The 25,643-nt window shown below is 60.4% G+C and carries 25 protein-coding genes; 13 read left to right on the top strand and 12 right to left on the bottom strand.

Annotated elements, in window-relative coordinates; all coding sequences use genetic code 11:
* Positions 1-80 precede the first annotated feature (80 nt).
* Positions 81-1,235, top strand: a complete 1,155-nt coding sequence (locus ACSQ3Q_RS10710) for an ATP-binding protein (protein WP_436134364.1) — start codon at positions 81-83, stop codon at positions 1,233-1,235.
* Between the two features lie 419 nt (positions 1,236-1,654).
* On the top strand, positions 1,655-3,271 hold the full coding sequence (locus ACSQ3Q_RS10705) for a methyl-accepting chemotaxis protein (protein ID WP_436134363.1): 1,617 nt from the start codon (positions 1,655-1,657) through the stop codon (positions 3,269-3,271).
* Between the two features lie 266 nt (positions 3,272-3,537).
* On the opposite strand, the gene ACSQ3Q_RS10700 is transcribed toward ACSQ3Q_RS10705, so the two are convergent.
* Entirely contained in the window at positions 3,538-4,017 is a 480-nt protein-coding gene (locus tag ACSQ3Q_RS10700) for a GAF domain-containing protein (RefSeq protein ID WP_436134362.1), read from the bottom strand.
* A 160-nt stretch (positions 4,018-4,177) separates the two neighbouring features.
* Between ACSQ3Q_RS10700 and ACSQ3Q_RS10695 the strand changes: the two genes are divergently transcribed.
* Together ACSQ3Q_RS10695 and ACSQ3Q_RS10690 are read left to right on the top strand one after the other, a co-directional pair.
* Entirely contained in the window at positions 4,178-4,423 is a 246-nt protein-coding gene (locus ACSQ3Q_RS10695; RefSeq protein ID WP_436134361.1) for a hypothetical protein, read from the top strand.
* 116 nt (positions 4,424-4,539) lie between these two features.
* On the top strand, positions 4,540-4,785 hold the full coding sequence (locus tag ACSQ3Q_RS10690; RefSeq protein ID WP_436134360.1) for a hypothetical protein: 246 nt from the start codon (positions 4,540-4,542) through the stop codon (positions 4,783-4,785).
* Here the strand turns inward: ACSQ3Q_RS10690 and ACSQ3Q_RS10685 are convergent.
* Entirely contained in the window at positions 4,755-5,648 is an 894-nt protein-coding gene (locus tag ACSQ3Q_RS10685) for a YihY/virulence factor BrkB family protein (RefSeq protein ID WP_436134359.1), read from the bottom strand. The genes ACSQ3Q_RS10690 and ACSQ3Q_RS10685 overlap by 31 nt on opposite strands.
* The gene (locus ACSQ3Q_RS10680) at positions 5,645-6,181 is read right to left on the bottom strand and encodes a pyridoxamine 5'-phosphate oxidase family protein (protein WP_436134358.1); all 537 of its coding nucleotides are present in this window, start codon (positions 6,179-6,181) and stop codon (positions 5,645-5,647) included. Before ACSQ3Q_RS10680 ends, ACSQ3Q_RS10685 begins: the two co-directional genes overlap by 4 nt.
* A 233-nt stretch (positions 6,182-6,414) precedes the next feature.
* Between ACSQ3Q_RS10680 and ACSQ3Q_RS10675 the strand changes: the two genes are divergently transcribed.
* The 3 genes from ACSQ3Q_RS10675 to ACSQ3Q_RS10665 all read left to right on the top strand — a co-directional run bounded on the left by ACSQ3Q_RS10675 (position 6,415) and on the right by ACSQ3Q_RS10665 (position 8,361).
* Positions 6,415-6,969: an ATP-dependent Clp protease proteolytic subunit gene (locus tag ACSQ3Q_RS10675; RefSeq protein ID WP_436134357.1), complete on the top strand. Its 555-nt coding sequence runs from the start codon at positions 6,415-6,417 to the stop codon at positions 6,967-6,969.
* Positions 6,970-7,496: 527 nt separating this feature from the next.
* Entirely contained in the window at positions 7,497-7,691 is a 195-nt protein-coding gene (locus tag ACSQ3Q_RS10670; RefSeq protein WP_436134356.1) for a hypothetical protein, read from the top strand.
* Between the two features lie 145 nt (positions 7,692-7,836).
* Positions 7,837-8,361 carry a DUF1003 domain-containing protein gene (locus tag ACSQ3Q_RS10665; RefSeq protein ID WP_436134355.1) on the top strand — a complete coding sequence of 175 codons (525 nt, stop codon included), beginning with the start codon at positions 7,837-7,839 and terminating at the stop codon, positions 8,359-8,361.
* A gap of 97 nt (positions 8,362-8,458) precedes the next feature.
* Here ACSQ3Q_RS10665 and ACSQ3Q_RS10660 read toward each other — a convergent pair whose 3' ends face one another.
* From ACSQ3Q_RS10660 to imuA, 3 genes are read right to left on the bottom strand one after another with little or no spacing between them, the layout of a single operon-like run.
* Positions 8,459-11,584: an error-prone DNA polymerase gene (locus tag ACSQ3Q_RS10660; RefSeq protein ID WP_436134354.1), complete on the bottom strand. Its 3,126-nt coding sequence runs from the start codon at positions 11,582-11,584 to the stop codon at positions 8,459-8,461.
* A 7-nt stretch (positions 11,585-11,591) separates the two neighbouring features.
* Complete coding sequence (locus ACSQ3Q_RS10655; RefSeq protein ID WP_436134353.1) at positions 11,592-12,911, bottom strand: Y-family DNA polymerase; 1,320 nt, start codon at positions 12,909-12,911, stop codon at positions 11,592-11,594.
* Positions 12,850-13,644, bottom strand: a complete 795-nt coding sequence (gene imuA, locus ACSQ3Q_RS10650; protein WP_436134352.1) for a translesion DNA synthesis-associated protein ImuA — start codon at positions 13,642-13,644, stop codon at positions 12,850-12,852. The genes ACSQ3Q_RS10655 and imuA overlap by 62 nt, the downstream gene beginning before the upstream one ends.
* 478 nt (positions 13,645-14,122) lie before the next feature.
* Here imuA and xseA point away from each other — a divergent pair, with 478 nt between their 5' ends.
* Positions 14,123-15,850, top strand: coding sequence for an exodeoxyribonuclease VII large subunit (gene xseA / locus ACSQ3Q_RS10645; RefSeq protein WP_436134351.1), 1,728 nt, complete (start codon positions 14,123-14,125; stop codon positions 15,848-15,850).
* Entirely contained in the window at positions 15,847-16,128 is a 282-nt protein-coding gene (gene xseB / locus ACSQ3Q_RS10640) for an exodeoxyribonuclease VII small subunit (RefSeq protein WP_436134350.1), read from the top strand. Before xseA ends, xseB begins: the two co-directional genes overlap by 4 nt.
* A 345-nt stretch (positions 16,129-16,473) precedes the next feature.
* Here the strand turns inward: xseB and ACSQ3Q_RS10635 are convergent, their stop codons facing one another.
* Entirely contained in the window at positions 16,474-16,917 is a 444-nt protein-coding gene (locus tag ACSQ3Q_RS10635; RefSeq protein ID WP_436134349.1) for a winged helix-turn-helix transcriptional regulator, read from the bottom strand.
* Between the two features lie 95 nt (positions 16,918-17,012).
* Between ACSQ3Q_RS10635 and ACSQ3Q_RS10630 the strand changes: the two genes are divergently transcribed.
* Complete coding sequence (locus ACSQ3Q_RS10630) at positions 17,013-18,248, top strand: MFS transporter (protein WP_436134348.1); 1,236 nt, start codon at positions 17,013-17,015, stop codon at positions 18,246-18,248.
* A 77-nt stretch (positions 18,249-18,325) separates the two neighbouring features.
* On the opposite strand, the gene ACSQ3Q_RS10625 is transcribed toward ACSQ3Q_RS10630, so the two are convergent.
* From ACSQ3Q_RS10625 to ACSQ3Q_RS10615, 3 genes are all read right to left on the bottom strand, one after another.
* A complete protein-coding gene (locus tag ACSQ3Q_RS10625) occupies positions 18,326-18,862 on the bottom strand; it encodes a diguanylate cyclase (RefSeq protein ID WP_436134347.1) in 537 nt (178 codons plus the stop codon).
* A 16-nt stretch (positions 18,863-18,878) separates the two neighbouring features.
* Positions 18,879-19,349 (bottom strand): DUF2231 domain-containing protein, encoded by a 471-nt coding sequence (locus ACSQ3Q_RS10620; protein ID WP_436134346.1) that lies wholly within the window; start codon positions 19,347-19,349, stop codon positions 18,879-18,881.
* A 141-nt stretch (positions 19,350-19,490) separates the two neighbouring features.
* The gene (locus ACSQ3Q_RS10615; protein WP_436134345.1) at positions 19,491-20,294 is read right to left on the bottom strand and encodes an SDR family NAD(P)-dependent oxidoreductase; all 804 of its coding nucleotides are present in this window, start codon (positions 20,292-20,294) and stop codon (positions 19,491-19,493) included.
* A 503-nt stretch (positions 20,295-20,797) separates the two neighbouring features.
* On the opposite strand from ACSQ3Q_RS10615, the gene ACSQ3Q_RS10610 reads away from it, so the two are divergent.
* Together ACSQ3Q_RS10610 and ACSQ3Q_RS10605 are read left to right on the top strand one after the other, a co-directional pair.
* Complete coding sequence (locus ACSQ3Q_RS10610; RefSeq protein WP_436134344.1) at positions 20,798-21,601, top strand: DNA/RNA non-specific endonuclease; 804 nt, start codon at positions 20,798-20,800, stop codon at positions 21,599-21,601.
* Positions 21,602-21,672: 71 nt separating this feature from the next.
* Entirely contained in the window at positions 21,673-21,984 is a 312-nt protein-coding gene (locus tag ACSQ3Q_RS10605) for an HU family DNA-binding protein (protein ID WP_436134343.1), read from the top strand.
* A 219-nt stretch (positions 21,985-22,203) separates the two neighbouring features.
* Here the strand turns inward: ACSQ3Q_RS10605 and ACSQ3Q_RS10600 are convergent, their stop codons facing one another.
* Positions 22,204-22,452, bottom strand: a complete 249-nt coding sequence (locus ACSQ3Q_RS10600) for a hypothetical protein (RefSeq protein ID WP_436134342.1) — start codon at positions 22,450-22,452, stop codon at positions 22,204-22,206.
* On the opposite strand from ACSQ3Q_RS10600, the gene ACSQ3Q_RS10595 reads away from it, so the two are divergent.
* Entirely contained in the window at positions 22,451-22,903 is a 453-nt protein-coding gene (locus ACSQ3Q_RS10595) for a helix-turn-helix domain-containing protein (protein WP_436134341.1), read from the top strand. The genes ACSQ3Q_RS10600 and ACSQ3Q_RS10595 overlap by 2 nt on opposite strands.
* Before the next feature lie 286 nt (positions 22,904-23,189).
* Here ACSQ3Q_RS10595 and ACSQ3Q_RS10590 read toward each other — a convergent pair whose 3' ends face one another.
* Complete coding sequence (locus ACSQ3Q_RS10590; protein ID WP_436134340.1) at positions 23,190-25,586, bottom strand: DNA polymerase II; 2,397 nt, start codon at positions 25,584-25,586, stop codon at positions 23,190-23,192.
* Positions 25,587-25,643: the final 57 nt, after the last annotated feature.

The raw sequence follows: 25,643 nt of genomic DNA, 5'->3' as shown, positions 1-25,643 counted from the left end.
TTGAAGGACTGGTCACGGCCAAAAGCGGCCCTTGCGGTTGCCGACTGTGCCAGACTAGTCCTACAAGCGCATACTCGGGCATGCGCCTTAGTCAGTTCATCAAAAGGAATATCGAACCCATCCTTGTGGAATGGGAGGCGTTTGCAAGAACGCTGATTCCTGCCGGCGACACCATGTCGGTGGTTGAACTCAGGGACCACGCACACGAAATCCTGTTGGCTATCGCGCATGACATGGAGACAGCGCAGACCGAGGACCAGCGCGAGGCAAAGTCGAAGGGGTTGTCTCCTTTCAAATCCGGCAGCTTCGCTGCCGAGCATGGCTGGTTGCGTCAGCGTGTCGGTTTCGACCTCACACAGTTGGGCGCAGAGTACCGGGCCTTACGCGCGACCGTGCTGCGCCAATGGATGCGACACCTCCAGGTCGTCGATATGTCAGTTCTCGAAGAAGCCACCCGGTTCAACGAGAGCATCGACCAAGGCCTTGCCGAGGCCACGGCCACCTACTCCCAAAACGTAGCGCACTCCCGGGACACGTTTTTGGCGGTTCTGGGACACGACCTGCGCAATCCCTTAGGCGCGCTCAGTGCGTGTCTACGGATGTTGGAGTTGAAGAGCGAAACGGGCGCAAAAGAACGGGCGCTGAGCGTGGCCAAACGAAGCATCGGTTCCATCAACGAGATGGTCACCTCTCTCCTGGAGTACACCCGTACGAGGCTGGGCCGTGGGATTGACGTGCAGCCGAAGCCAGGAGACTTTGCCGCCCTATGTCGCGAGGCGTTTGATGAGGTCTGCACCGCCTACCCCGAACGCTCAATGAGAGCGGAGATCCCTGGAAAGCTCCTCCACACCTTCGATGCGCCAAGAATGCGGCAAGTCCTTACCAACCTGTTGAGTAACGCGGTGAATCACGGAGACGCTGCTTTCCCTGTGCTCCTCACCGTCACCAGCAACACGGAGCATGTGACGACAGTCGTAATCAATCAAGGCAAACCGATACCGCCGGATGCACTGCAGGTCATCTTCAACCCGCTGGTTCAAGTGGCAGCACAACAGTCAGAGCCGCATGAGCGTCCGGCCAGCAGCCTGGGCCTAGGTCTCTACATCGCCCGAGAAATCGTCGCTGGTCATGGAGGAATCATCGTTGTCACCTCGTCGGCTGAGGAGGGCACCGCGTTTAGCGTCAGTCTGCCTATTCCTATGTTTGAGCCGAAGCCAGCCATTAATTGCGGATGATTGCGGGACGCTGAGCGCGTGTCGGAACGACCGCTTCGGGAAATTTGTGGAGGGCCGCTACTGGCCCAAAGCGGAAGTGCAAGTCAGCGAGAAACGACGTTCAACGAGGCTATCCCCCAACGCTGTTGCTCATCAACACTGGAGTGCCCTCGGCGAGTAACTGTTGGTGCAGCGCATCAAAAGTCACTCGCTAGATGAGTCAGTCAAAAAAAGCATTGGTGGTTACACTAGGTCACACCTTAGAATGAAGGGTATTAGATGTGACCAGCCAGTCGCGACGGGCGTTTATCGGCCACCGCAGGTTGACGTGTCTTAGGGCTCCATTGCCCACTTTGCACACGATGGCGTGTGCTCCCTGTGCCCGCCCTGCGAGCGCAATCACCGCCGCGCCATTGATGCGGCACGCACTAGGTTTTTCCATGTTTTCCCTTTCTCGTTTGGGCATCGCCACGCGGCTCTATGCCATCTCCTGCTTGTTGATCCTCGGCTTGCTATTCACCGCGGGGTACGCTTGGTTCAATCTCAACGAGGTCGCTCGGCTTACCAATGTGGTAGCCAAGGCCGACGTGCCGCAACAACTGCGCGTTGCTCGCATGGAGCTGAACGTCACACGCTCTTCATTGCAGATCCGGCACGCCCTGCTGGTGCGCACCCCTGCCGACTTGGCCAGCACGGTTGCGGACATTGGCGAAAAGCGCAAGATCATTGAAGCCGATCTGGCGGCTTTTGCAAGTGCAGCTGTTGCTCCTGAAGAGCGGGCCATCTACGACGAGCTCTCGGCCGCGTTCGGCTCTTTCTGGCAGCTGGCGACGGGGAACCTGCAGCTTATTGAGCAAGGCAATAAGGAAGCAGGATTTGACTTCCTGGTCGAGAAGACCATTCCAGCTCGAAACGTTGTGCTCGCCGTGCTTGCCAAGCAAAACATAGCTCAGGAGAAACGCCTGGATCTCACTCTGGACACCATTGAGCTTGATGCTCAGAGATCGCTGCGCGTCCTGCTGGCTGCGGTGATGACTATTGCAGTGGGCCTGCTAGTGTTTTCCTGGCACATCGCTGCTACGTTGAAGCGTCGCGTGATTGAGTCGCAGGCGGTAGCCAACCGAGTGCGCGACGGAAACCTGACCGTTCCTGTCACGGACTCCGGCCGCGACGAGTTTTCGCCGCTGCTGGCTTCGCTGGCGGTCATGCAGGACTCCCTGTCCACGGTGGTAGCAAAAGTGCGCATGGGCTCCGAAAGCGTCGCCAGCGCCAGCACGCAGATTTCCGCTGGCAACAACGATCTGTCCAACCGCACAGAGTCTCAGGCGGGTGCTTTGCAGGAAACTGCAGCGTCCATGGAAGAGCTGAACTCCACGGTTCGGCTCAATGCCGAAAACGCGCGGCTGGCCAACAAACTTGCGCAAAGCGCCTCCTCGGTCGCCTCGCAGGGTGGTGCAGTAGTTGCAGACGTAGTGCGCACCATGAAAGACATCAACGACAGCAGCAACAAAATCGCTGACATCATTGGCGTGATCGACAGCATCGCCTTTCAGACCAACATACTGGCCTTGAATGCTGCTGTGGAAGCCGCTCGTGCAGGCGAGCAGGGGCGCGGGTTTGCGGTGGTGGCTAGCGAGGTGCGAAGCCTCGCGGGGCGCTCCGCCACTGCTGCGCGCGAGATCAAAGCGCTCATTGCCACCAGCGTTGAACGGGTTGGAACAGGAACCGCACTAGTAGATCGCGCCGGTCAGACCATGGTGGACGTGGTTAGCTCGATCCAGAAAGTGACGGATATCGTGGCTGAGATAAGCGCTGCCGGCAGCGAGCAAAGCCAAGGCGTCCAGCAAGTCAATGAGGCGGTTTTGCAAATGGACCAAGCCACGCAGCAGAACGCAGCGCTTGTGGAAGAGATGGCCGCAGCTGCTGGCAGTCTGGATATGCAGGCCCGCGACCTGGTGGACACCGTGGCGGTGTTTCAGCTGGGTGCCCTGGGTGGCAGCAACTCAATAGGATGGCGCCCTCAGCCGCAAATCGGAAGTAGGCTACGCATCGCTTGATGTGCAGGGGCTGCTAGCGATATATATTCAACGTTGCTTACGAGGCCAGCAAATCGAGTCGGCGACTGGACGGAGGTATGAAAATTCCTACAGGCTTTGTTTACTCAGCTACTTTCTAGGCCACAGTTTCAAATAACTTTGCTGTATAGCTAGCACGTGTCGAGATGTCCGCTAGCGGCCGATAGTATGCACTCGCAAAAGTGGGGCGTACGTCCGCAAACAGCCTGAAGCCGTCGTTGAACCGCCATCGGCGTTCAGAGCCGCAGCTAGCTCGCTTTTCGAACGCGCCCGAGAAACCGCGGAAGCATCTTTGCCGCTTGCTTAAGTACTGCGAACTCATGGTCGCTCAGATCGTGCGCTTGAACGTCAAAATGACAGATGGTGCCGTACAGCTCGCCGAAATTGTCCACCAGTGGAAGGCCATGGTAGGAGCCGACGACCCCCTGGTACTTGTGGCCGAAGAGTCGATCGTCGATCGACGTGTCGGTGGTTTGAAACACGCCTTCTCGCAACACGAATTGGCAGAAACTGTCCTGGAGAGGCACGACCTGTAGGAATTCCGGAGTCAGCTCCCCGAGCTTGTCAAACACAAACTCGTTGTGGAGCGTGCCACCTTCCAGTCGATAGACCGCTGAGTACCTGTGTGGCACACGCTCATTCAAGAATTGAAGGCCTGCTGGACCCTCGGCCTCCAAAACTGCAAGGTACTTCTGGATGACATCTGAAACGGAGTTGAAGGCACTCATGAAGGCAACCTAGGACGAACAACCCCCAGTCTACAATCGATGCTCCCTTGTGACAGTCGCCAAACTTGCATACGTGATCGAGTCCACTACCGATACGCGAGCAGCGGTTTCAGGTGGGTGCTGATCAAGCAGCGGCGAACATCCGCAAAGCCTCCGATCCATGCCTATCCGCATCATCGTTCCGCACGCGACGCCCAGCGACGCTATGGCGCGTGTCGTCTCGCTTGCCCGTCTTTTGCGCGACACGGATGCCAACTTCGCTGCAAATCAGATGGAGACCGTCCTGGGACGCGGAGACGTCGTCGTGATTGAGGGCTCCGAGGACAAGATGCAGGAGGAATTGCTCCGGATGCTGGTTACCCAGGCGCTGGAGGGCGGTCCAGACTCGGTCATGGGTGCCCTTTGAAATTTCTCCGCACCTGCTCTCGTACTTATTGCAGTCGACGCCTGTAGGAAAACACTGACGCTGTTTCGCTATGCGCTGGTACAGCCTGAACATGCGTGCAGTTAAATAGTTTCTCCATGAGCATCACCGTCACCATATCGAAAACGGCGTCGGACCGAGATATCGATCAGATCCAATTGCTGGTCCGCCACCTTCAAGATTTTGATTTGAACTTCAAGGGTCGCGCCATTCGGATTCAGCGAGGGTTTATCACTTCCGTGGTGGATACCGATGATGCCCTGAGAGGTGCATTGTTGAAACTGATGGTAGACAGCCTGTTAAGTCACTCCGATCAGCGAACCAGGGTCGCCTCAGATGTCTGACGGGATTTCTTTTCCCGCAGCACGGCATTGATCTCCGCCCCATAGATCAGCGTAGTGGCGCTCACGTAGAGAAACACGAGTGTGCCAACCACCCCGGCAAAGCTCCCATAAATCAGGGCCAGCTTTCCTGCTGTGCGCAGCGTGTATGACAGCGCCGCTGCAGCCGCCACCCACAGACCTGCGCCGACCAGAGCTCCGGGTAATACTGTGCTGACGCGCTGTGAAATATCGGGCAACCAGCCATAGAGCAACGCATACAACACCACCAGCGTGAGGTAGGCTGCTCCGTACCGCACACCGTCGTAAAGCCAGATCACCTCTTCCCCGTCGGCAGCCACATTGGTGACCACGAACTGCCAAATGCGCGGCATGACGATTACGGAGCTGAAGACAAGCAGCAGGCCTGAGCCCACCACCACCGTGAACAACATGGACTTGATACGTGCTTTCCAAAATGGCAGACCTCTATCGATGCCGTAGGAGCGATTCAGCGCTGAACGTACCGCCTGCATGCCAGAGGAACTGGTCCACAGCGTGATGGCCAGCCCCACCGTGAGAAGTGCTTCATTGCGCTGAGCGAGCACCTGCTGCACTACGGGCTGCATCACCTCCCGAACAAGCTGCGGCGCGTAGCCCAGCACCCGCTCGGCCAGTGCCGCCGCGTCGCCGGGTTGGCCTACGAAGCCCGCCGCAGCCGATAAAAGCAGCAGCAGGGGGAACATCGCCAGCACGGCGGAGAACGCCAGGCTGCCCGCCTGGTTGGCACTTTGGTGAAGGATGTAGTTGTGTACTGCCAATGCCAACACCCCTACGACCGGGAGGTCCGCAATGGCGCGCCCCAAACGGCGCAGCCGGTGGATCATGGACGCAGCTGCCCTTCCACCGAGTCGTCCAGGGTCTTGCCAATGGCAGCGCCGATCACCATTTTTGTTGCGGCTACCAGGCTGCCATGTTTGGTGTCCCAGTAGTAGCCCGACACTGGCGCGACTTCAATCACCGTGATGCGCGGATCATCCTTCCCGTCGGTGAACCAGGTTTTCATGATCGGGTCCCAGAGCTCGTCGATCAGAGCCCGGTCGCGGTGAATCGTTGCCGTGCCGTCCAATACCAGAAAACCCGAATGCTTGGAGCCCTGCATGAATATTCGCACCTGGGAATCGGCTTCGATTTCGCGGTTTTTATGGCTATCGGATGCACTCAAGAACCACAGGTGACCTGCCTCGTCCACCTTCTCCACGCCCATCGGCCGGGTTCCGCGGGTTTCGCTCAGGGGCGCATTAGTGCAAAAGAAGCACGACTTGGCGTCCTCGGCCATTTCCCGGATGCGCTCCGTGGCTTCAGTTCCGCGCAAGTGTTTGTGCGTGTCCTCGGGCTGGTTCCGGTTAATCGAGTCCATTGCAATCTCCGCTAGTGAATTGGAAGACCCGATTGAGCATGCTTCGTCTGGCAAGCAATGTAGGAGCCAAGCCATTGACTTTGCACTCCCGCGTAACTTTACTAACTGCTCGAAGCGCACTGGCCGGAGCGCAATGCCATCGTCCGGTCATGCGCCGTCTCGCCTCTGGATCAACGCGCCCTCGGCAGCACCTGCCAGCGTGTGGCAACCCAGTCAACCTCACGTAATTTGCAATGACAAGTACCCTTCCTTCACTCGCCTCTGACATACGCCTTTTTGGAAACGTCAACGAAGCCATGCTTTCTGAATTCTTTCGCCAGCAGGCAGAAGCAAAGACCAGCGGCCCGATCGTCTTCGAACTGAGCACCAATGGCGGCGATGCTGAAGTGGGTCGTCGCATCGCAGAAGAGCTGCGCCTTTGGCAGCTGAAAGACACCGAGATCTACTTCTTTGGCAAGACCTATGTTTTCTCGGCTGGCATCACGATCATGTCCGCAATCCCCAAGTCCCGACGCTTTCTCACCCGGGATTGCGAGCTCCTTATCCATGAACGCAAGATGACCGCCACGATCAATCTGGACGGGGCACTGCGCAGCTGCAGAGCCAAGGTCAATGACGTGCTGGCGGAAATCGAATCCGGTCAGCGCCTGCAGAGCGAAGGCTTTGCGAAGCTGGCTGAGGGCACGTCGCTCACCGCCGGGGAGATCGAAACCCGCGTACTGGACAAGGACTGGTACCTCACCGCACAGCAAGCGGTAGACCATGGCCTGGTCGAGGCCGTGATTTGAACTTCGCCGGCTGTAAATAACATGAGTAACTGGATCGACCTCATGCAGTGGCCTGCCTTTGCGGCCTCCGTCATTGCGGCTTGGCTAGTGGGCTCGACCAGTGAAGGTCGCAGAAAGGTGGGCTTCTGGGTCTTTCTGTTAAGCAACGTCCTGTGGGTGTGCTGGGGCATACCGGCAGGAGCGAACGCTGTGATCGCGTTGCAAGTGTGCCTTGCGGTGATGAACGTTCGAGGATTGGTTAAGGCAAAAAGACCGAGTTGTGGCGATTGAGCCCCGCAATTGGCCGCCGCCATCTGAGTGAGCAACAGGCAGGTCAGAGGTTCTAGTCACAAACTCAAACGCAGCGTCGAATATTGCGGCGAGGTCTGCGTCAGGGGTTGATCCACCAATTAGCTCCTCACATCTCACTTCAGGGCCTGGCAACAGCCACCCGCCCCAATTGGCGCCACCCGACGTAGCAGGCGCCGACTCTGAATTGAAGCGAAATATGAAAACGAACTAGCCAATGTGCCTCTTGTCCGACAGAAATGGAAATTCACATCAAGCAAGAATTGTCTTTCGATGAGACGCAGTCAGTTTCCCTGACAGTCCGCAATCGAAAGCGCAAACTCGACGTTAAAGCATCGGTAACGCTGCTTGACCTTCTGCACGAAAAGCTTGGTCTCACTGGCGTAGAAAAAGGATGTGACGCCATCTATCACGCCCCGAAAACGAATTCGTAGTACGCCGATGACGCCAGACAAGGTTTCGATTGCCTGAGACTGAACAACAACCAGATTATCCGTACGGCTCACCCGGCACTGGGGCGTAAGGGGATCTGTAGGACACAAATTTGTGCTCTCCGCCTCACACCCACGGAAATCAGGAATGAGTAACGTCAACGACCATATCGCTCAGGTTACCGAGCAGAACATTGAGAACCTTCTCTGCACTGAGGAGGATCGCAGGCGCAAGACCCCGCGTATCTATCGCATGGTTTCCGCGATCACGCGAAACTGCGGCACTGTGGGATTTCTGGTTGGAAATGCCATGTTCTTTGCGGCCTGGATTGCAGTCAACGAGCTGATCACGGAGTTCGACCCGTTTCCCTACACCCTCCTCCTGTTAGGAGTCTCGTTGGAGGCAATCTTTCTATCTATTCTGATCCTCATCAGTCAGAACCTTGATGCGGAAGAAAGTGAGCGGCGCCATCATCTGGATTTGCAAATGAATTTGCTGACTGAGCGTGAAATCACAGCTTTGATGCGACTGGTGGTGAACATGGCGGAGCGCTCAGGTCTCGATGCGGAGCTCACCAAGGAAGCACGATCCTTTGCTCACGAAACCGATCCCGCCGCTGTACTCTCGCAAATCGTGAAAGCCGAACGCCGCCATAGACATTTGGGGTCTTGATGAAGCAACCCCGGTGAACTGAAGGATTCAGCGCGATCACGGGTGTCGCCTGAGTATTCTGCAGCGATCACACAGAGACTGTTGATGGCGTAGTGGCTTACCTGAAATCCCGACTCGCCGTCGCCAGCCTCCCCAGCATCGGCGTCAGATCCGCCAGCCGATCCGCAATCAGATTGCACACCTCCCCCTCCTTCTGCCAGCGCCCCTTGACCGCCAGCAGCTTGGACCCCAGCAACACCTCGCGCTGCTTCTCCTTGATGCCCCGCCAGCAGATCACCTGCGTCGCTCCATGCTCGTCTTCCAGCGACACAAAGATCGTGCCCTTGGCGGTGTCTGGCTGCTGTCTCAGTGTCACGATGCCGGCGGTGCGCACCGTGCGGCCATCAGGAATGTGGCGCAGTTCCTCAGAGGTCTTGAGCTTGTACTTGTCCAGCTTCTTGCGCAGCAGCGCCATCGGATGGCTGCGTAGCGTCAGGCCCAGCGAGGCATAGTCCCAAAGCACGTCCTCGCCCTCGGGCGCAGCCTGGAGCTCCAGGAAGTCTTCGTCCACCGGGGCGTCTTCCAGCAGTGCTGGCGGTGAATGCAGTGCGGCAGCATCCCAGACCTGCTGCCTCCGATGCCCCGACAGTGTGGCCAGCGCCCCTGCAGCAGCCAGGAGCTTCATCTCATGCTGCTCCAGCCTGGCCCTTCTTGCCAGCTCTTCGGCGTTGTCGAACGGTGCCTTGCGCCGTGCGTCCATGATCCGCTGGGCACTGGTGCCGCGCAGCCCATGAATCAGGTGCAGCCCCAGCCGCACCGCCGGGGTGTCAGGCAGGTCTTCCAGCGAGCTCTCCACATCGCTGAACATCACGTCCACCGGCCGCACCTCGACGCCATGCCGCTTGGCATCCTGCACTAGCTGGCTCGGGCTGTAAAAGCCCATGGGCTGGCTGTTCAAGAGTGCCGCCAAAAACGCTGCCGGCTCATGGCACTTGATCCAGCACGAGGCATAGACCAGCAGCGCAAAGCTGGCCGCATGGCTCTCCGGAAACCCGTATTCCGAGAACCCCTTGATCTGCTCGAAGATCTGTTCCGCAAACGCCCGCTCGTACCCGCGCGAGGTCATGCCGTCCACGATCTTGTTGTAGTACTTGCCCAGGCCGCCTTTGCGCTTCCACGCAGCCATGGCGCGGCGTAGACCATCGGCTTCCCCTGGGGTGAACCCTGCTGCCAGGATCGAGATCTGCATCACCTGCTCTTGGAACACCGGTACACCCAGAGTTCGCCCCAGCGCGGTCTTGAGCGCTTCGCTCGGATACGTGACTGGCTCCTTGCCCTGCCGGCGGTTGAGGTACGGATGCACCATGCCGCCCTGGATGGGCCCGGGGCGCACGATGGCTACCTCGATCACCAGGTCGTAGAAACACCGTGGACGCAGCCGCGGCAGCATGCTCATCTGCGCCCGACTCTCGATCTGGAACACCCCGATGGTGTCGGCCTTGCAGACCATGTCGTAGGTGGCGCTGTCTTCCGCCGGGATGTCCTGCATGCCGAACTCGTAGCCTCGCCGGTGGCCGATCATGTCCAGTGCCCGGCGGATCGCCGACAACATGCCCAACGCCAGCACGTCCACCTTCAACAGGCCCGCAGCATCCAGGTCATCCTTGTCCCACTCGATCACCGTGCGGTCCGGCATGGAGGCGTTCTCCACCGGCACCATGCGGCACAGCAAGTCCTTGGTGAGCACAAAGCCACCCGTGTGCTGCGACAGGTGCCGCGGAAACCCGATCAGCTGGGTAGTCAGCACAATGAGCTGGCGCACCGCCAGGTCCTCGACGGACATCCCCAACTCATCAAACCGCTCCAGCCGCACGTCACCGCCATCAAACCACTGTTGCCCCTTGGCAATCGCGTCTACGGTCTCCAGGTCAAACCCCAGCGCCTTGCCCACATCCCGGATCGCCGACTTCGGCCGGTAGCTGATGACCGTGGCCGTGAGCGCCGCCCGGTCTCGCCCGTACTTCTCGTACAGGTACTGAATCACCTCCTCGCGCCGCTGGTGCTCGAAGTCGATGTCGATGTCTGGTGGCTCGTTGCGCTCCTTGCTGATGAAGCGCTCGAACAGCACCGACATGCGCGCAGGGTCCACCTCGGTCACTCCCAGGCAATAGCAGACCACGCTGTTGGCGGCTGAGCCGCGTCCCTGGCAGAGGATGTGGCGGGAGCGCGCAAAGGCCACGATGTCGTACACCGTCAAGAAATACTGTTCGTAGCGCAGCTCGCAGATCAGCGACAGCTCGTACTCGATCTGCGCCTGGACCTTGTGCGGAATGCCCGAGGGCCAGCGGCGTCCTGCGCCTTCGTAGGTCACTTGCCGCAGATAGCTGGCCGCCGTGTGCCCGGAGGGCACCACCTCGTCCGGGTACTGGTACTTGAGCTCATCGAGGCTGAAGGAACACCGCGCCGCCACCTGCAGCGTCTCGGCCATCAACTCTGCCGGAAACGTCTGCGCGAGCCGCAGCCGGGTGCGCAGATGCCGCTCCGCACTGCGCTGCAGCGCATGGCCACATTCGGTCAGCGGCTTGCCCAGGCGCGTCGCAGTAAGCACATCCTGCAAAGGCTTGCGCGAGCGCACATGCATGTGGACATCGCCTACAGCCACCAGCGGCAACGCGGTCAGCTCAGACAGTTGGCGCATGCGGTGCAGCCACAGCTCGTCATCCAGGCGCCGTACCTGGTCCACACCTATCCAGCATCTGCCTGTGAAATGGTTCAGCGTCCAGAGTGCAGCCGCTTCCAGCTGCGCATCCGTGGCCTTGCGGTCTGCGCACAGCAGGACCACACAGTCCTCCAGCTCGGTGCCGCTGATGTGGTCGAGCGTCAGGTGATAGGTCCCCTTCTCGGAGGAGCGCCGCAGCTTGGTGATGAACGCACACAGATTGCCGTAGCCGTTGAGGTTCTGGGCGAGCACCACCAGCGTGAAGGCTGCCTCAGCATCGTCCCGCGGCTGAACGCAGAACTGCGAGCCCAGCAGCAGCGGCAGGCCTACAGCCTTGGCGGCCACATGGGCCCGCACCACCCCAGCCATTGAGCATTCGTCCGTGATCGCCAGCGCCTTATAGCCAAGCTCCTGGGCCCGCCCCACCAGCTCGTCCGGCATGCTCGCCCCCCGAAGGAAGGTGAAATTCGAGACGCAGCGCAGCTCCACATAGTCCGGCAGCGATCGGGACGGGCGGTTCAGCATGCCGGGCTCACGCAAAGTGCCCGTGCAGGAACCAGGCGGTCTGGTCCCGCGCCAAGCGCTGCTGGAACACCCAGAGCACGCCCGCGTGCTGGCTCAGAGCAAGCCAGTAATCGCGCTGCACGTTCAGTGGGCGCGCATCGGCTTCCTCGCTGCTGCGATGCCACCAGCCACCCTCGACCCGGTCGGGGCCGAGCAGCAACTGCAATGGCCCCTGGTAGTACGGACGGTTGTCGCGCTCAATGAGAAGCAGCGGCTCATCCAGTACCCAGGTGGGGAGCGGCAGCTCATAAGGGGACTCCACGGTCTTGCGCTTGAGCGGCTCGTGGGCCCAGCACTGCATCCACTCCAGCCGGTGGTCCGGCGACAGGGCCGGCCGGCGCACACACTCGTTGCCCAGGCGCGCCTGGATGCGCTCCAGTGCCAAGTCGGTCGTACCGCCCTTGCGCAGCGTCTCCGGAATCAGGGAGCGGCTCTCTTCGATGATGGGCATCACCTCGGTGGCCATCAGCTCGAGGTCACCCGCCGGCGCTGCCAGCTTCACCTTGGCCAGGTGCTCCGCCAAGAGCCGCGCAAAGTGCTCCACGTTCTGTGTCGGTTGAGCGGTGCGCACGGTCATCTCGCCGCCCGTGCCCGCATCCTTGGCGCGCATCACGTCGTGGCACCAGCGAAGGGTGAAAGCAGTAGCGCCCAGGCGCCGGGCCGACAGCCATCCAGCCATCTGCACCAGCAAACGGCGAGCGCCGAACAGCAATGCTGGTGCAGTCTCGACGCGCGACATCAGCTCCAGCCGCGCAGAGAAGGTCTCGGGCAGCGTGAGCCACTCGTACACCTCGGGGCGCAGACCGTAGGCTTGGTCCAGGGCTGCCAGCAGCGTCTTGTCGAAACGCCGGCTGAGCCCACCACGGGGCAGCTTGCGCACATCCCCCAGCGTGCGACAGCCGACGCGTGCGAGCGTGGCCTCATGCGTACTCACCGCAGCAATCGCTTCCAGCGGCAGCGGATCCAGCAACTGCGCCAACGGTCGCCGAAACCCATCCCGCCCTGGTGCATCTGCAGCATGGCGCGCCAGAGCCAAGGCAGCACTTCCGGTGGGTGCCCAGGCTACGCATGCCCCTAGGTCTGCGGCGCCCGCCTCGACCAAGCCTTGCAACTCGTCCAGCCCTCCAAATAGCCGCGCACTCCCCCCCATCTCCGCAACCACCGAACCCTGGAGCAGCGCCACCCTGGGGGTGAACTGCAATGCCCAGACTCCAAGCGATGGCGCGTCAATGGGACAAGGGCACGCTGGCAGCGGTACGGGTTGGAATGCGGCCCAATGCCCGAGCATCGGCGGCCTCCTGACGAGAAAACGCATTGGCCGCCGGTAGCGACTTCAGCCGAGGCGGCATCACTTTGCCCAGATTGCCCGGCATGGCCGAGAGGTAGAGCGAACCGTCAAACGACGAGCCCTTACGCTTGGGAATCTGCACCTCCAGGTCCCAGCCCGCGGCGGGCGCGGCCGAGATACGCAACGGCGCTGGCGACGAGTCTCGCAGCGTCGTCACGGGCCGGAAGAGGAACACCGGCGCGTCACAGGCGAGCGCATGGACCTGCAGCCGCCGGATCTGCTCAGGCCGCGCCTGCGGCAGCCAGGACAGCACGGCCCCCGCAGGATCGGACTTCACGATCTGCTCAGTCACCCAGAGACGGTCCACCGGGGTTGCCGCTTCAATCCAGACGACTTGGTCCGGCGCCACGCCCAGCTGCACCAACCCTGCCGCATGGGGCTGCTTGGGGGGAGCAATAAGGTAGATGCGTCCGCCGTCTTCCAGCAGCATCCCGATGGCCGGCCCGAGCAGGCGCCATTCGCACAGTGCCGCCTGAGGCGTGAGCATCTCAGTTAGCGCATGGGTGGGCCATCCTCCGCCGGGCAACTGTGCGTCCAGTTCTGCGAAACCCGATGCCACCGTGCGACGCGTCGATCCGCCCAGGTCCGACCCACGCCAGACGGCTTCGGCCAGGTGGCGCGGAAGAACGCCAGGATCGAAGGTGCCAGAGGCTTGGTGGAGAGAGACTGACATAGATGCAAAACCTGCAGAGGCATCGTCGTGCGAAAATACTGTATAAATTAACAGTATATGGCTGCGCGATGGATTCCGGTTCTCCGATGCTCGTGACGAGAAACCGTTTCTCGGAATTGGTAGCACTGTCGACCCGTAGGGCGCGGTCCTATGCCAGTTCCGCGCGCAAATAGACCTACAACCTGCTCAGACTTTGCACCGACCGCTGAAGCCGTCGAGCCTCCCAGCGGCCCGGCGCACCGATCACTCGCGGACAAAACTCTGTATAAGCAATCACAATGAAAAATCATGATTCCGCTCCTCCCAACCGCTGCGGTTATTGCGGGGCCACCAGTATCGGCGTGTCCTCGCTCGCGACCCTGCGGGCGTGATGCAATACACCGATCGACTTCTCTGCTCGGGATGCCAAGGTGAGTTCGCAGACATTACTGCTTGGCGGCGCGGCATAGCGGCTGGAGCTGCTACAACTTGAGGCGCGATGAGCGGCACCTACCTCGCTTCCACCTTCGCTGACAAGGACCGGGTCAAGTCCTTGGGCGCCCGCTGGGACCCGGCGCGGCGACAGTGGTACGTGCCCGATGGACGTGAGCTGACCCCATTTGCTCAGTGGCTGCCCGAAGGGTCCGTGCCGGTAGAGCCGCCATCCTCGGCATTGGCGGCCGTCACCACGTTGGCTGATCGGTCCGTCACTAGGCAGCGAGGGATGCCGCTGTCGCAGCTGCTCCAGGGTGTGTCTGCAGCGGTATCCCAAGCATTCAAGGCGGGCGTTTGGACCATGATTGAGGTGGTGGACACCCGGGTGCGCAACGGGCATGTGTACCTGGAGGTCTCGGAACGCGACGCTTCCGGCGTCATCACCGCGAAAGCCACTGCCGTGGTATGGGCGAGCACGGCCAGCCAGATTCTTCCGCATTTTGAGGCGGCCACGGGCGCCCAGGTCGGACCCGGCATTAAACTGCTAGTCCGCGCACGCCCGGTGTTCAAGGCGCAATATGGCTTCAGCCTCGAACTCGACGCGATCGATCCCGACTACACGCTCGGGGACCTCGAGGCCCGCAAGCGCGAGATTCGAGAGCGCCTGCAGCGCGAGGGCCTGTTTGAGCTCAATCGCCAGTTGCCCAGTCCTTGGGACTACAACTTGGTGCTTGTCATTGCCCCCGAGGGCGCTGCGGGCCTGGGCGACTTTCAGGCCGAGGCCAGACGGCTGGAGGCGTTTGGCGTCTGCCGCTTTGTCTACGTGCACAGCCGCTTCCAAGGCGACGGAGCTTCGGCAGAGATCCGCACGGCACTGCTCGCGGCGCTGGAGCGCATGGCACGCGACGAGGCACTGCCTGACGCCGTGGCCATCATCCGAGGCGGCGGCGCTATCAATGACATGGCATGGCTCAACGATTACGCCCTAGTCCGGGCGGTGTGCGAACTCGAAGTACCCGTCCTCACCGGCATAGGGCACGAGCGTGACAACACCGTTCTCGATGAGGTCGCCAACATCCGATACGACACCCCCTCCAAGGTGATCGCAGGTATTGAACGCTTGATATTGCAACGCGCTCAGGAAGCCAAGGCGTGGTTCGCTGACATCACCCGGCTTACTTCGCGAGCCATGGGCAACACGAGGCGGTCTACCGTCGAGCATTTCACAGCCATTGAAGCAGGCGCCCGGCAGGAAATCGCACGCAGCCGCCAACAGGCCACTGAGCTGTTGTCCGGTCTGCAACTGGATGCAGCCAAAACGGTGCGCAACGCTGCAGAGCAGGCTCAAAGTCAAATGAGTGACGTGCGCCGTTTTGCGGCCCAACAGGTCAGTAAGGCCCGCATTGAGGTCCCTGCCCTGCTATCAGAGATTCGAGCCGATGCAAGGCAAACGTTGCAGACAGCGAGAGCCACAGCTGACGCGAATAAGGCCCTGGTTATTGACCGCGCTGCAGCCGATCTGCGCTACGTCAAACAGGCGGTGAATCAGTCCTTCGATGAAGTCACGTTGAAGTCGCGCCAAGTTCTCACGTTGGCCCGCACGGAGGCCCAGGCCCTCATGCGCGAGGTCGCAGGGCAAGGCCCTGAAAAGACGCTCAGTCGCGGCTTCACCCTTATCCGTGACCACGCGGACCATCCGGTGACCAGCGCGTGCCACACCGGCGAGCAGATCACCATTCAATTCAGAGACGGGACCCGGACAGCTCGACTCCAGAAAGACAAACAACCATGACTGACACTTTCAAGGCCTCCTACGGTGTGCTGCAGAAACACGCCCAGACACTGCGGAAGCAAACCGAACCAAACATCGACGATCTGCTGAGCATCGTGGAAGAGTCGGTAGCGGCGTACAAGGTGTGCCAGGCGCGCATTGATGCGGTGGAAGCTGCCCTGGAGAAGGCACTGAGCAATGCGCAGCAGGCGAAGGACGAATCCACGGCGTCGAAGCCGCCGGGTAACGCCCCAGCCACAACCACCGCCGCAGGTTCCGAGGATGACATTCCGTTTTAAGGTGACCGCGGTCCGTTTGCCCCCGGATGCGCCGGTGGGCGTAAACGGTCTTCTGAGCCGTGGAGCTGATGCCTTTATCTTCAAAAACCCGCACTAGCGATTGCAGCTAGCACACGGCGCGTCGTAGCCAACGGTGCTTTCGATTGCTGTGTGGATTCAAGCTTCCCGGAGCGGCCCCCTGGCCAGGACGGGCTGGTGTTGGCTTCGCCGCGGCCAATGCCAAGCATCCAGTGTGGCAACAGCCTAACGGCGGCGAGCCAATGCACACCCTAAGGAAGTCCGCATGCCGTAGCGAGAGACCATGTCGTGGCTGACAGCTTGGCTGGTCAGGTTGCCTTTGCGCGTCTACTTCCCGATAACCTCGACATCGTGGAACGTGAGGGGGCGCCCATCTGCACTTGAGAGGTTCAGGCTCGCGACCGGCTTGCCTGTCCCTTTTTCAACAAGGCGGGAATGGCGGTCACCGCGGCGGAAGAGGTTGTTTTCACCCCATTGCCTCAACGCCACCACGACGGGAAAAATCGCTTGCCCCTTCGGCGTCAGCACGTACTGCTGATACGCACTGCCGTCCGAGGCCGGCTGGACCTCGAGTACGCCCTCCTCCACGAGCGCCTTGAGCCTGCTCGCAAGGATATTGCGAGCCACCCCCAGACTCGCCTGAAAGTCACCGAACCGGCTCACCCCATCGAATGCGTCCCGCACTATCAACAGCGACCATCGGTCGCCGATGGCGTCAAGCGCCCGTGCCACAGGACAGCTCGCTGTATTCATCCGTTTTCGTTCAGCCATCGATACCTCCGTGCGGCAGCAATGCCGCCCCTTGAGTTGCATTTTAAAACTAGATAGATATGATCATTCCAGTTTTAACCTGAAACTAGTTTCCCATGTCTTCACATCCCCCAGGCGGCCCAGCTGCCATGCCGCCCAGGCTTGTTGCCCTCTTCGCCATCACGAGCGGCGTCAGCGTTGCGAACGTGTACCTCGCACAGCCCTTGCTCGACAGTCTCGCGACGGATTTCGGGGTTACACCTGCGGCCATCGGCGGTGTTGTGACAGCCACCCAGGTAGGGTCCTTGCTGGCCTTGCTGCTTCTCGTCCCATTGGGCGACCAGTACGACCGCCGATGGCTCGCGCGGATTCAGCTGCTGGCCCTTATCGTCGCCCTGGGCGGCGTAGCAATTGCTCACAGCGCTCTCGCCCTCATGACGGGAATGCTGGCCGTCGGCCTTTTTGGCACTGCCATGACCCAGGGGATGATCGCGTACGCAGCGAGCGCGGCGGCCTCTCATGAACGTGGTCGCGTGGTCGGCGCGGCCCAGGCCGGAGTGGTCGTGGGTCTCTTGCTAGCAAGGGTTTGGTCGGGCGTCCTTGCAGATCTGGTGGGCTGGCGCGGCGTATACCTTGGCTCAGCAGCACTCATGGCTGCGCTTGGAATGCTCGTTTGGCGCGGGCTACCCGCCCAGCCCACGACTGCCGCACGTCTCCCATATGCCGTGCTCGTCCGATCAACATTGGGGCTTCTGTTCACAGACAGGGTGCTACGAGGCCGTGGAATTTTGGCGCTGCTCATGTTCGCCGTCTTTAGCATTTTCTGGAGTGCGCTCGCTTTGCCGCTCTCTGCGCCACCGCATTCACTCTCCCATTCAGCTATCGGGGCGTTCGGTTTGCTTGGCGCATTGGGAGCGCTGATCGCAGGCCGGGCAGGACGTTGGGCTGACCAGGGCAGGAGCCAGCACACCAGCGCCGCCGCCTTACTTCTGCTGCTCCTGGCATGGATACCGCTCAGCCTTATGGAGCGGTCACTGTGGTGGCTCGTCGCTGGAATCCTGATGCTTGATGTGGGCTGCCAAGCACTGCATGTCACCAACCAGGCGCTGATCCTGCGAGGCCCGTCGGAATCACATGCCCGCCTCATCGGGTGCTACATGCTGTTCTATGCTTTAGGAAGTGGAGGCGGGGCGATTGCCTCCACCGCCGTGTTCGCACACTCTGGATGGGCTGGTGTGTGCCTTCTGGGCATCTCTTTAAGTGTGCTTGCGCTCGGTGTCTGGAGTTCATCCCGGGTGTCCTCTCGTGCTCGCTCGGAATGTTTGGATCCTGAATCGCCGATCGGTAGGTAGCCCTGGCTTCCCGTTATCCCGCTACCTCGAACTACCAGCCCCCTTGGCAGCAATCGCTGGCCTTTGCCCATCCCCTCTCAGCTGCCTCCTCGATTTTGTGCATCATCACGCCGGGCGCGACCGCAGCGCCACGCCTCTTCGACGAGCGGAATCACGTTGAACAGCGTGATGGCCACAAATGAAACTGCCAAGTAAATCCCCGAAAGAGGCTTGTCCTTCAGACGCAGTGACCATTCCCCGGACCCGTCGTACAGACAAGCAAGAAGCAAGACCGCGGCTAGCGGCAGCAGCTCCATGAAGCTGTGAACCATCTGCTCAACGGGGCTGATTTTCCGACGCTCGATGACAAACCGTAGTTCAAGCCAAGTAGTGAACTCATGCAACAAGAACAGAAACACCAGTAGCGCCAGCAGCCCGAGATTGACCTCCAGCAACATCGCAGCTATGCCTCCGAGCCCGGTCTGCGCGAACATTACCAAGTGGAAGGCCGATTCACGGCCGCCACTGGTCGCTTCGATACCCGTGCGCCTGTGGCACCACCAGTCGACAAGTCCTGCCAGTATCCAAAGAGGTAGCACCCCATACATCAGCAGGCAACGCACGAGGTCGCGCATGCGGGAGCCGAGGCGTCTATTTAAGGTTGAGGGAGCTGGTAGCGTTGACGCCCGCGTCTTCATGCACTCCAACGCCCAGCCGGGACACAAGTTCGCCACCCAGCCATGCAGTTACCAGCGAAATTGCGGCGCCTGCAAACGAGAGTACCAGGGCAAAAGTATCGGGGCTACTACCCTCACTACGTAGCACCCAACTGGCAACAAACAAGATCGTCACGGCCGCATTGCCCAGGCCATGGATCGCGCCGATGCGCCGAGCGCGCGTACCCTGCGGCACAGCAAGCCAATCCACCAATCCGAATGGCGCCGCGACTAGAGCGCCCAATATGCCTGCGGCCATAGTCCAGTAGGCGACTAAAGGCCAAGCAGCTCCATCTGACAAGAGGCCCACCACATCAAACACGACTGCTGTTGCAAGCAGGCCAAGCGGAAAAACGATCAGCATCTGATGGACCGGATGGCCTAGGAATCTGGCGCGGCTTTTCATGAAGTCTCCTCACAGCTCGAAAGCCGAGTTTCTCCAGCCCTATTCGTGCCGTGTGTAGGCAATTGGCGAATCCAAGTCCATCGTTCCTAGTGCCAAGTGCGGCCTGATCGGTATGGGCTAGGGATCTGCGAAGTGCCAATCTCAAGCTGACTGCTTCTTTGCGCTGCCCGGTTCCGCCAGCTTTCGATGCTGTTCAGCGACAACTTGCGAGGGCAACACTTTGGCGAGCGCAACCATCGCCTTGTTCTTCCAGCCGGCGATCACATCCGCCTCCCCATCAAGCATCGCCTGGAAGCCGATTTTGGCGACCTCTGCTGGATCCATCTGAGCGCTCTTGTCACTCCCGACCTTGGTATCCAGCATGTCGGCGCGTGCAAAAAACTCAGTGTCGGTCGCACCAGGCATCAGGCAGGTGATGGAGATGCCTTGCTCATCCTTCAGCTCGTTGCGCAAAGCTGCAACGAAGGAGTCGATAAACGCCTTGGTTCCGTTGTAGACCGCCTGAAACGCTCCTGGCTGAAACCCCGCGACAGAGCCGGTCACCAGGATGCGCCCCCTCCCCTGCAGCCGCATCATGTGCCCAACTTCCCGAAGCAGGTAAATCGTGCCGGTAATGTTCGTGTTGATAACGTGTTGCACGTCGACAAAATCCTGGTCAAGAAATGCGCCTCCTAGCCCGTGACCGGCATTGGCTATCAAGACATCGACGATGCACCCCTCCACGAGGTCGAGAACCGTATCGACGCCTTCCTTGGTCGCCAGCTCTACTTGAACGAATCTGACTGTCGCCCCCAGAGATTGAAAGTCCAAAACTGCCTCATCGAGTGGCTGATCTGCAGCGACGATCAGGTCGTAGCCCTTCTCTGCAGCAATGCGGGCGAGGTTAAATCCGATGCCGGATGACGCACCAGTGACGATGGCGAGGGGGCGGGCTGCTGTATTCATGGCTTCTCCGAAATGGATGGGGGCACCGCCCCACGCAAGCTAATTTCTCATCAATAAATTTTCAGAGATGTCGGACAAACTCCTGTGAGACACGCCCACTGAAGTGAGAAAGCCCTTCCAGTCCACGCGCAGCCTGCGCCGACAGGGCTGTCGGTTTGGGGCGTGAGGCCCACGGTGGCTGAGAAGTGCAAACCGCCTTCGCGGCGTTCGCCTGTACGGCGCGATGCTCTGCCCAATGACATCTACAGGACGAGGGCCTGGTAAAGGCCATGCATTTGGCAGTTGTGCGCACCCAGAACGCCGGTCGAGGTTTCCTGCCGCGAAACTCTGCTGAAACGCGTCGCGCCCCAAACGACGTAGCTGGAGATCTGTGACTCTGAATCGATGTCGGGGCAAGCTCGGCTGCAAAGCGGCAGTAAAACCCTGGTCGTTCTATGCACTTTGCCTCATTGGTGTGCGTGAAGGATGATCCAATCGGGCTCCGTTTTTACCCTACCAGATCCGTGAATAGTTTGTCCTCTTGGCCAGGCCGTGGGCGCTTAGCCGCTGTGCTGGCCTTATCGCTTTCAAGTGCCGCCCTGCCCGATCCATCCTGGGCACGCTTCCTTCAGTTCGACAGTACTGCGCTGCTCACACCCGAGCCCACCAGCTTTGCGAAGTGTCCACATTTCTTCGCCAACGGGCAGCCTCCCGCGATCGCCCCGCGCCCCCAGTTTCGGGAGCTGTGCTACGAGGCGTTCGCCGTGCTGCACAGCGGAGCGACCAAGACGCCTGTGTTTGTGGCACAGAGGCTAAACCGCCAAGGTATCGAAGATGCTGACGAGCGGCGGGCCAAGCGATTCTTTGCCGATGCACGCCTGCCAAGTGGGGAAAGAGCGGAGCTGGAGGATTACAAGGGGTCTGGGTTCAGCCGAGGCCATATGGCTCCTGCGGGCGACATGCCCACTCCAACGGCCATGGCCCAAAGCTTCAGTCTGGCCAACATGGTTCCCCAGAATGCCCAGCACAATGGGGGCGCCTGGAACAAGATTGAGCAGGACACGCGGCGCTACGCTCGCCGAGCCAAGGGAGATGTTTTTGTCATCACCGGGCCGGTGTTCACGGATGCCGGGTCGCGGATCGGCGCCAATGGCGTTAAGGTGCCTACCTATCTGTACAAGCTTGTCTACGACGCCACGGACAAGCGGGCTTGGGCACACTGGCAGGAGAACCGGGAGGGGGAAACGGTGAGCCGGCCGATCAGCTATCTGGAACTAGTGAAGAGAACGGGTGTCGATTTTTTGCCAAAAAATGCACTGCTGCATTGAGTCGCAGCAAGGGCCGTGTCAGCGGCGGCGGTATAAATCGTGCCTTTCCAACCTCTAAATAGTGAGTATTCATGAATCGCGCAGAACTCGTTGAAATCCTGGCTTCCAAAAATGATCTGTCGAAGACCGCAGCCAATGCGGTTCTTGATACCCTGATTGACACCATCCAGACCGCCGTGAAAAAAGGCGATGCCGTTCAACTGGTGGGTTTTGGTACCTTCAAGTCCGCTAAGCGTGCCGCACGCACAGGCAAGAACCCATCGACCGGCGCAGCGCTGAAGATCCCAGCGAGCACGGTGCCAAAGTTTGTGGCCGGCACCAAGTTCAAGGCGGTGGTCGACCCTAAGGCTGCCAAGCGCAAGGCGGAGAAGGCTGGAAAGTAACTACAGCGTTCTTGGGCACAACGAGCCAAACCGCCGCGAACTAAACCCGTGGCGGTTTGTTTTCAACACGTTGGCCGGTGCCTGCCGTTGAACGCTCTCAAAGCGATCACCCCGCTACCGGACGATCTTCCAACCCATCGCTCGGCTGAGCTGGATTGCCGCAGTCTCGGTGGGCACAGCGTCCATCCAGAAGGACGGATCGTCCATCACGCGGATGACCTACTGCGGCTCACCAGATTCGGTGGTCTGGTCGATGAACACTTCCAGCCTGTCCTCCAAGGCATAGCGGATGGCTGTGGAATAGCTGACAGGCGCTTCCTTCTTGAACTCCTGAGCCCAGAGCGTTTGTTCGAGGGTTTCCTGTGTCCAGATGGCTTTGGCGGTCATGGTGCTCGGATCGTACAAGGTGGAGATGTCGTTCTGATGTCCTGAGCGGCTGGCGGTGGCATCTCGTACCATTGAGATCATGAATACATTTTCCAATGCCTTTCGCGCTGAAGTGGTCCGCATGGCGCGCAAGGAACTCAAGCCTGAGTTGCAGGGCCTGCGCAAGGCGATCACTAGCCATCGCTCGGAGATCGCAGCATTAAAGCGAGAGGTTAAGGCACTTACTTCTCAGCTCAAGTCTACTCAGCGGCAGGTCAAAGTGACGGATACAGCCAGAGCCAACGCCGTGACAGAGAGCGCGCCTCCCCAGAAATCACGGCAGATCCGGTTCAACGCACAGGCACTCGCAGAAAAACGCGCAGCCCTGGGCATCACTCGGAAGGAGATGGCCCAGCTGTTGGGTGCTTCCTCCGCGTCTATCTACAAATGGGAGACGGGCCAAATGCACCCACGGGTGGCACAGTTGGAACGCATCGCTGAAGTCCTCAAACTGGGAAAGCGCAAGGCGCTGGCATTGCTTAGTCCGCAGTAAATCAGTGGAGTCGGGTTTTCGATCCTGCTGTCTGCGGCGGCGGCGGCAAGTTTCTCGAGGTGTGAGTCATTGCGCTCGTCCTCCAATCCAAACAGGCGCTGCATAGAAACTCCGCGCAAGCTGACGTCCGCTCAAGAAGACCGCACAGCGCGTGCAAGGTAAAAATTGGATGGCCGTGTGAGGTAAAAATGTCGAGAATGCCTCGGCGGAGATTGCGGCTGCCGCCAGGGATATTGTCAACCGGTCACTGCGCTGGGTATCGACTAGGTCGCTCCCCCGGCACCTCCTAGAAAAGCACCTTCTGCGCACTAGTCAATGCCACAAAGCTGTCGCCCAACGGCTGCAGAATCGCATCTGCGATGGGTTGGAGTTGCTTGGTGAGATAGTGTTCGTAGTCAATGCGGGAATGCCGGGCCTCCAGGGGCTCGGGACCGCTCTGCGTCATCACGTATTGGATCCAGCCGCCACGCTGGTGCTGCTGAGGACGGTTCAACTTCGCGTTGTGCGCATCAGCGATGCGCGCTGCGCGCACCTGTGGCGGCACGTTGACCTCGTAGGCATCGAGCCGGTGGCGCAGGCGTTTGCGGTAGACGAGCAGCGCATCCATCTGGCCATCCAACATCGACCGCGCATAGTCGGTCACGAACGCTCGATGGGGCTCTCCGTGGAAAATGCGCGTCAGCAAGCCCTCCTGGAACTGACGTGCCATTGGGGTCCAGTCGCTGCGGGCCATCTCCAGGCCGCGATAGATCATCTCTTCCTCGCCCTGCGCATTGACGCTCAGGCCAGCGTAGCGCTTCTTGCTGCCGACCTCTGAACCTCTGATGGTGGGCATAAAGAACTTGGCATAGTGGGTGTCGAACTCGATTTCGAGGAAGTTCTCCAGCTGCTGTTCCTCGCGCAGCCTGCGGGTCCACCAGGCGTTGATCTCCTGCACCAGGCTGGCCGCAACGGCATGCGCCTCCGCGTTGGTATGGGGGCGTTTGAGCCAGATGAAGATGGAGTCGGTGTCTCCGTAGATGACCTGGTAGCCGCGCTGCTCCACGAACGCCCGGGTGAGCTTCATCACCTCGTGGCCGCGCAGGGTCACGGCAGAGACCAGCTCCGGATCGAAGAAGCGGCACTCGGTCGCGCCCAGCACGCCGGCAAAGGAGTTCATGAGCAGCTTGAGGGCCTGCGACAGTGGCTGGTTCCGCGCCCGCTTGGCCTCGTCCCGGGCAATCGATAGTGTGGTCACGATGTCCGGCAGGCAGTGTTTCTCACGCGAGAACAACGTGCCTTGTGGTCCCTGCACCAACCCGGTCTGGGCGTTGCCGTTCGTTCCCTCGGCCAGGCCCACGGGGTCCACCAGGAAGGTCCGGATGATGGAAGGGTACAGGCTCTTGTAGTCCAGGACGACGACGGAGTCGTAGAAGCCCGGCGTGGAGTCCATCACATAGCCGCCTGGAAAGGCCTTGGCCGCTATGTCGCCGACGTTAGGTGCCACATATCCTAGGCGGTGCATGCGCGGCAGGTAATGGTGGCTGAACGCAGCGATGGAACCGCCAAAGTGATCCACCTGCAGGCCCGTCGTCTGCGCTCGCTCGAGCACGAACGGCAGGAGCTCCAGTTTGTCGAAGATGCGCAGGACGAGCGCGCAGTCGCGGATGTTGTAACTGGCCAGGGCGGGCTTGTCTTCCTGGTAGCGCCGCTCGATCTCGGCCATCTTGTCGTAGGCATCGCCGATCTCCTTGCCCTCGCCGAGCAGTGCCTGTGAGACCGCTTCGAGGCTGAAAGACGGGAAGCTCCACATGCCCGCCCTCAGCGCTTCGATGCCATCGACAACCACGCGTCCGGGCACTGGCGCGAACAGGTAGCCCTGTCGGCCTGGGTGCGTACGCCACGCGATCGAACGGCGTTCGCGTCCGAGCAGCAACTGCACGGAGTTCGCATCGGCCGCCTTCTGCAGCACCCGCAGATCAAACTGGATCACGCTCCAACCGATGATGACGTCCGGATCATGGGCCTCAAACCAGGCATTGAGTTGCTCGATCAGCTCGCGGCGAGTCGAGCAGTAGACAAGCCTGAAGTCCATCGGTGGCACAGCAGGCGCAGACACTGACGCTGGCGCCTCACCCAGCATGAAGACCACCCGGTCGGTCGCTCCATCCAATGCGATCGAGTACAGCTCTTCCGTAGCACTCGTCTCGATGTCCAATGACACCACCTTCAATACAGGGCGCCAACCGGACGCGGGCTTCAACCTGCCGTCGAGGATGGTCGAGCCTTGGCGTAGGCCTCCCTCTACCAGGACACTGGCCGTGATGAACCGCTCCATCAGGTAGCGGTCGTGCGGGCGGACATCCGCCTCGTACAGCGGTATTCCCAAAGGCTGGAGTGCGCGCGCCAGCTTGCCGATATCGCGGAACCTGCGGGCATAGACACCGAGGACGGGCTCCTGGTGGAACGTCTTCAGACCGAGCTCCTTTATCTCCAGGCCCTGCAGCTTCGCCAGCTGGGCCTGCGCCGCAGCCCGGTGGCAGGCCGGCAGGAAGGCAACCGAGGTCTGCTGGGTCAGCAGCACCTTCTTCGGCCCCTCTTCCGTAGCCAGCCAGTACTCGATCTCGGTGCCGTCTGGGAGATCACGCCAGTGGCGTGTGAGGATGAAGCCCCGGAGTTCGGTGGGTGCGCGGGCTGAAGACATTAGGTAATCGGCGGACGCTTGCGTGCGGGCCAATTCTGACGCCTTTTCCGGGGGGGT

Origin of the sequence: Acidovorax sp. LjRoot129, assembly GCF_964253765.1 — a bacterium.
Lineage (GTDB): Bacteria > Pseudomonadota > Gammaproteobacteria > Burkholderiales > Burkholderiaceae_C > Acidovorax.
The sequence above is the reverse complement of the archived record's forward strand: the minus strand, read 5'-3'. Positions and strand labels throughout refer to the sequence as shown.